Source organism: Caballeronia telluris (assembly GCF_001544495.1).
In the GTDB taxonomy this organism is placed as follows: Bacteria; Pseudomonadota; Gammaproteobacteria; order Burkholderiales; family Burkholderiaceae; genus Caballeronia; species Caballeronia telluris.
This window is the reverse complement of the sequence record NZ_FCNZ02000083.1, coordinates 1-5555: the sequence shown is the minus strand read 5'-3', so window position 1 is coordinate 5555 and position 5555 is coordinate 1. Positions and strand designations below refer to the sequence as shown.

At 53.0% G+C, this 5555-nt stretch carries 2 tRNA genes and 3 rRNA genes; all 5 read right to left on the bottom strand.

The features are described from left to right. Nucleotides 1–4 precede the first annotated feature (4 nt). The 5 genes from rrf to AWB66_RS31970 all read right to left on the bottom strand — a co-directional run bounded on the left by rrf (nucleotide 5) and on the right by AWB66_RS31970 (nucleotide 5313). Nucleotides 5–118: ribosomal RNA gene (rrf, locus tag AWB66_RS31990) — 5S ribosomal RNA — on the bottom strand. 225 nt (nucleotides 119–343) lie between these two features. After that, nucleotides 344–3222, bottom strand: a 23S ribosomal RNA gene (locus tag AWB66_RS31985). A 286-nt stretch (nucleotides 3223–3508) separates the two neighbouring features. Beyond that, nucleotides 3509–3584 (bottom strand) — tRNA-Ala (locus AWB66_RS31980). Between the two features lie 57 nt (nucleotides 3585–3641). Next, a tRNA-Ile gene (locus AWB66_RS31975) sits at nucleotides 3642–3718 on the bottom strand. A gap of 62 nt (nucleotides 3719–3780) precedes the next feature. Then, nucleotides 3781–5313, bottom strand: a 16S ribosomal RNA gene (locus tag AWB66_RS31970). The 16S, 23S and 5S rRNA genes sit together here with 2 tRNA genes alongside, the layout of an rRNA operon. Nucleotides 5314–5555 lie beyond the last annotated feature (242 nt).

Sequence of the window (5555 nt, the reverse complement as noted above, 5' to 3'; positions counted from 1 at the left end):
AGGAGCCTGACGATTACCTACTTTCACACGGGAGATCCGCACTATCATCGGCGTGGAGTCGTTTCACGGTCCTGTTCGGGATGGGAAGGGGTGGTACCAACTCGCTATGGTCATCAGGCATGACTTGTTGCTGTGGTGTTTGGAGTTCAAACGCCACAACCAATCTGGGAAGAAGTAGTCGAACTGCGCGGGTTAGGGCGCGTTCGGTGTTACTGGTGTTACTTTGGGCTGTGCTTGTATTGGGCACAACACTTAATCTCAACCTGGTGGTTTGTGCCCCCTTCGGGGGTGGTCCTGAGTAAGCGCTGAAGCGCTAGCTCATTACGTAAAACACACTGGTTATAGGATCAAGCCTTACGGGCAATTAGTATCAGTTAGCTTAATGCATTACTGCACTTCCACACCTGACCTATCAACGTCCTGGTCTAGAACGACCCTTCAAGGGGATCAAGTCCCCAGGGATATCTCATCTTAAGGCGAGTTTCCCGCTTAGATGCTTTCAGCGGTTATCTCTTCCGAACATAGCTACCCGGCGATGCCACTGGCGTGACAACCGGTACACCAGAGGTTCGTCCACTCCGGTCCTCTCGTACTAGGAGCAGCCCCCTTCAAATATCCAACGCCCACGGCAGATAGGGACCAAACTGTCTCACGACGTTTTAAACCCAGCTCACGTACCTCTTTAAATGGCGAACAGCCATACCCTTGGGACCGGCTACAGCCCCAGGATGAGATGAGCCGACATCGAGGTGCCAAACACCGCCGTCGATATGAACTCTTGGGCGGTATCAGCCTGTTATCCCCAGAGTACCTTTTATCCGTTGAGCGATGGCCCTTCCATACAGAACCACCGGATCACTATGACCTGCTTTCGCACCTGCTCGACTTGTCGGTCTCGCAGTTAAGCACGCTTATGCCATTGCACTATCAGCACGATTTCCGACCGTACCTAGCGTACCTTCGTACTCCTCCGTTACACTTTGGGAGGAGACCGCCCCAGTCAAACTGCCTACCATGCACTGTCCCCGACCCGGATCACGGGCCAAGGTTAGAACCTCAAACAAACCAGGGTGGTATTTCAAGGACGGCTCCACCGAAACTAGCGTTCCGGTTTCATAGCCTCCCACCTATCCTACACAGATCGGTTCAAAGTCCAATGCAAAGCTACAGTAAAGGTTCATGGGGTCTTTCCGTCTAGCCGCGGGGAGATTGCATCATCACAAACACTTCAACTTCGCTGAGTCTCGGGAGGAGACAGTGTGGCCATCGTTACGCCATTCGTGCAGGTCGGAACTTACCCGACAAGGAATTTCGCTACCTTAGGACCGTTATAGTTACGGCCGCCGTTTACCGGGACTTCAATCAAGAGCTTGCACCCCATCATTTAATCTTCCGGCACCGGGCAGGCGTCACACCCTATACGTCCACTTTCGTGTTTGCAGAGTGCTGTGTTTTTATTAAACAGTCGCAGCCACCAGTTTATTGCAACCCTCTCACCCTTCTGGCGCAGGCCAGTCAAGCTACAAGGGCGTACCTTATCCCGAAGTTACGGTACCAATTTGCCGAGTTCCTTCTCCCGAGTTCTCTCAAGCGCCTTAGAATACTCATCTCGCCCACCTGTGTCGGTTTGCGGTACGGTCTTGTTAGACTGAAGCTTAGAGGCTTTTCTTGGAACCACTTCCGATTGCTTCGTCACCGAAGTGACTGGCCTCACACCCTTGAATTCCGCGCCCGGATTTGCCTAAGCGCCTTCTCCAATGCAAGGACCGGGACTTCCAACACCCGGACAACCTTCCGCGATCCGTCCCCCCATCGCATCTAACAATGGTGCAGGAATATTAACCTGCTTCCCATCAGCTACGCATTTCTGCCTCGCCTTAGGGGCCGACTCACCCTACGCCGATGAACGTTGCGTAGGAAACCTTGGGCTTACGGCGAGGGGGCTTTTCACCCCCTTTATCGCTACTCATGTCAGCATTCGCACTTCCGATACCTCCAGCACACTTTCCAGTGCACCTTCGCAGGCTTACGGAACGCTCTCCTACCATGCACATAAATGTGCATCCGCAGCTTCGGTATATGGCTTAGCCCCGTTACATCTTCCGCGCAGGACGACTCGATCAGTGAGCTATTACGCTTTCTTTAAAGGATGGCTGCTTCTAAGCCAACCTCCTGACTGTTTTAGCCTTCCCACTTCGTTTCCCACTTAGCCATATTTAGGGACCTTAGCTGGCGGTCTGGGTTGTTTCCCTCTTGACACCGGACGTTAGCACCCGATGTCTGTCTCCCGTGATTGCACTCTTCGGTATTCGGAGTTTGCTATGGCGTAGTAATCCGCAATGGACCCCACAACCATGACAGTGCTCTACCCCCGAAGGTGATACACGAGGCACTACCTAAATAGTTTTCGGAGAGAACCAGCTATTTCCAAGTTTGTTTAGCCTTTCACCCCTATCCACAGCTCATCCCCTAACTTTTCAACGTTAGTGGGTTCGGTCCTCCAGTACGTGTTACCGCACCTTCAACCTGGCCATGGATAGATCACTTGGTTTCGGGTCTACGCCCAGCAACTGAACGCCCTATTCGGACTCGCTTTCGCTACGCCTGCCTTAATCAGTTAAGCTTGCTACTGAACGTAAGTCGCTGACCCATTATACAAAAGGTACGCCGTCACCCGTTTCCAGGCTCCGACTGTTTGTATGCATGCGGTTTCAGGATCTATTTCACTCCCCTCCCGGGGTTCTTTTCGCCTTTCCCTCACGGTACTGGTTCACTATCGGTCGATCACGAGTATTTAGCCTTGGAGGATGGTCCCCCCATCTTCAGACAGGATTTCACGTGTCCCGCCCTACTTGTCGTACACCTAGTTCTTCCTCACTGTTTTCGTCTACAGGGCTATCACCTGCTATGGCCGCACTTTCCAGAGCGTTCGACTAACAACGAAGATAAAGAGTACAGGCTGATCCCATTTCGCTCGCCACTACTCTGGGAATCTCGGTTGATTTCTTTTCCTGCGGTTACTTAGATGTTTCAGTTCACCGCGTTCGCTTCACTGAGCCTATGTATTCAGCTCAGGATGACCCATTCGGGCCGGGTTTCCCCATTCGGACATCTACGGATCAAAGCTCGTTTGCCAGCTCCCCGTAGCTTTTCGCAGGCTACCGCGTCCTTCATCGCCTGTGATCGCCAAGGCATCCACCACATGCACTTGTTCGCTTGACCCTATAACGAGTGTGTCTCTCACAAGCACACCCCTCATAGGTTGAGTATTCGCGTTGTGCCGTATTCCAAGTCATCTTAAAGATAACCTTTCATACATTGATACAATCACAACCCTGATCCACCTACTCACACACCCATCTCTAAGTATGCTTTCGTGAATCTCTTTACTACTTCTTCCAGATTGTTAAAGAACGACAGCCGATATCGAATAATCAATACCCTCTGACTGGCTCAATCGCCAATGGATACGCACGTTCTGTGTCACAGAACCCTATCCATTGAAGATTGGTGGAGGATGACGGGATCGAACCGACGACCCCCTGCTTGCAAAGCAGGTGCTCTCCCAGCTGAGCTAATCCCCCGGGTGCCACGCTAAAGATCCTTGCTCATCCTGCTGCCGGAGCGCACGCGCACTTGGGTGGTGGGTCTGGTTGGATTCGAACCAACGACCCCCGCCTTATCAAGACGGTGCTCTAACCGACTGAGCTACAGACCCTTAGCCTGTCTTCTTACAGCCGATAAGCGTGAGCGCTCAACTTTTGACACGTTAAGCTCGAGAAAGGAGGTGATCCAGCCGCACCTTCCGATACGGCTACCTTGTTACGACTTCACCCCAGTCATGAATCCTACCGTGGTGACCGTCCTCCTTGCGGTTAGACTAGCCACTTCTGGTAAAACCCACTCCCATGGTGTGACGGGCGGTGTGTACAAGACCCGGGAACGTATTCACCGCGGCATGCTGATCCGCGATTACTAGCGATTCCAGCTTCACGCAGTCGAGTTGCAGACTGCGATCCGGACTACGATCGGTTTTCTGGGATTGGCTCCACCTCGCGGCTTAGCGACCCTCTGTTCCGACCATTGTATGACGTGTGAAGCCCTACCCATAAGGGCCATGAGGACTTGACGTCATCCCCACCTTCCTCCGGTTTGTCACCGGCAGTCTCCTTAGAGTGCTCTTGCGTAGCAACTAAGGACAAGGGTTGCGCTCGTTGCGGGACTTAACCCAACATCTCACGACACGAGCTGACGACAGCCATGCAGCACCTGTGCGCCGGTTCTCTTTCGAGCACCCCCACCTTTCAGCAGGGTTCCGACCATGTCAAGGGTAGGTAAGGTTTTTCGCGTTGCATCGAATTAATCCACATCATCCACCGCTTGTGCGGGTCCCCGTCAATTCCTTTGAGTTTTAATCTTGCGACCGTACTCCCCAGGCGGTCAACTTCACGCGTTAGCTACGTTACTAAGGAAATGAATCCCCAACAACTAGTTGACATCGTTTAGGGCGTGGACTACCAGGGTATCTAATCCTGTTTGCTCCCCACGCTTTCGTGCATGAGCGTCAGTATTGGCCCAGGGGGCTGCCTTCGCCATCGGTATTCCTCCACATCTCTACGCATTTCACTGCTACACGTGGAATTCTACCCCCCTCTGCCATACTCTAGCCTGCCAGTCACAAATGCAGTTCCCAGGTTAAGCCCGGGGATTTCACATCTGTCTTAACAGACCGCCTGCGCACGCTTTACGCCCAGTAATTCCGATTAACGCTCGCACCCTACGTATTACCGCGGCTGCTGGCACGTAGTTAGCCGGTGCTTATTCTTCCGGTACCGTCATCCTCTCACCGTATTAGGGCAAAAGTTTTCTTTCCGGACAAAAGTGCTTTACAACCCGAAGGCCTTCTTCACACACGCGGCATTGCTGGATCAGGCTTGCGCCCATTGTCCAAAATTCCCCACTGCTGCCTCCCGTAGGAGTCTGGGCCGTGTCTCAGTCCCAGTGTGGCTGGTCGTCCTCTCAGACCAGCTACAGATCGTCGCCTTGGTAGGCCTTTACCCCACCAACTAGCTAATCTGCCATCGGCCGCCCCTTGAGCGAGAGGTCCCGAAAGATCCCCCCCTTTCCTCCTTAGAGCGTATGCGGTATTAATCCGGCTTTCGCCGGGCTATCCCCCACTCCAGGACACGTTCCGATGTATTACTCACCCGTTCGCCACTCGCCACCAGGGTTGCCCCCGTGCTGCCGTTCGACTTGCATGTGTAAGGCATGCCGCCAGCGTTCAATCTGAGCCAGGATCAAACTCTTCAGTTCAATGCCTGTTACTGTTTTCGGTTCCGTTACGAACCGGTCGCTCACTCAACGTACTGACAAGTTCTACTGAGCATCCCCATCACTGGAAACACCCACGCAAAACCTACCTATTTACAAAGTGTGAGACTTGATTACTTTCGCTTTGACCCGAAGCCCGAAGACCCCGGCGCGTCGCCATCAAGCGCCCACACTTATCGGCTGTTAGTTTTTAAAGAACATTCGCAAGAACCGGCGCCCCAACC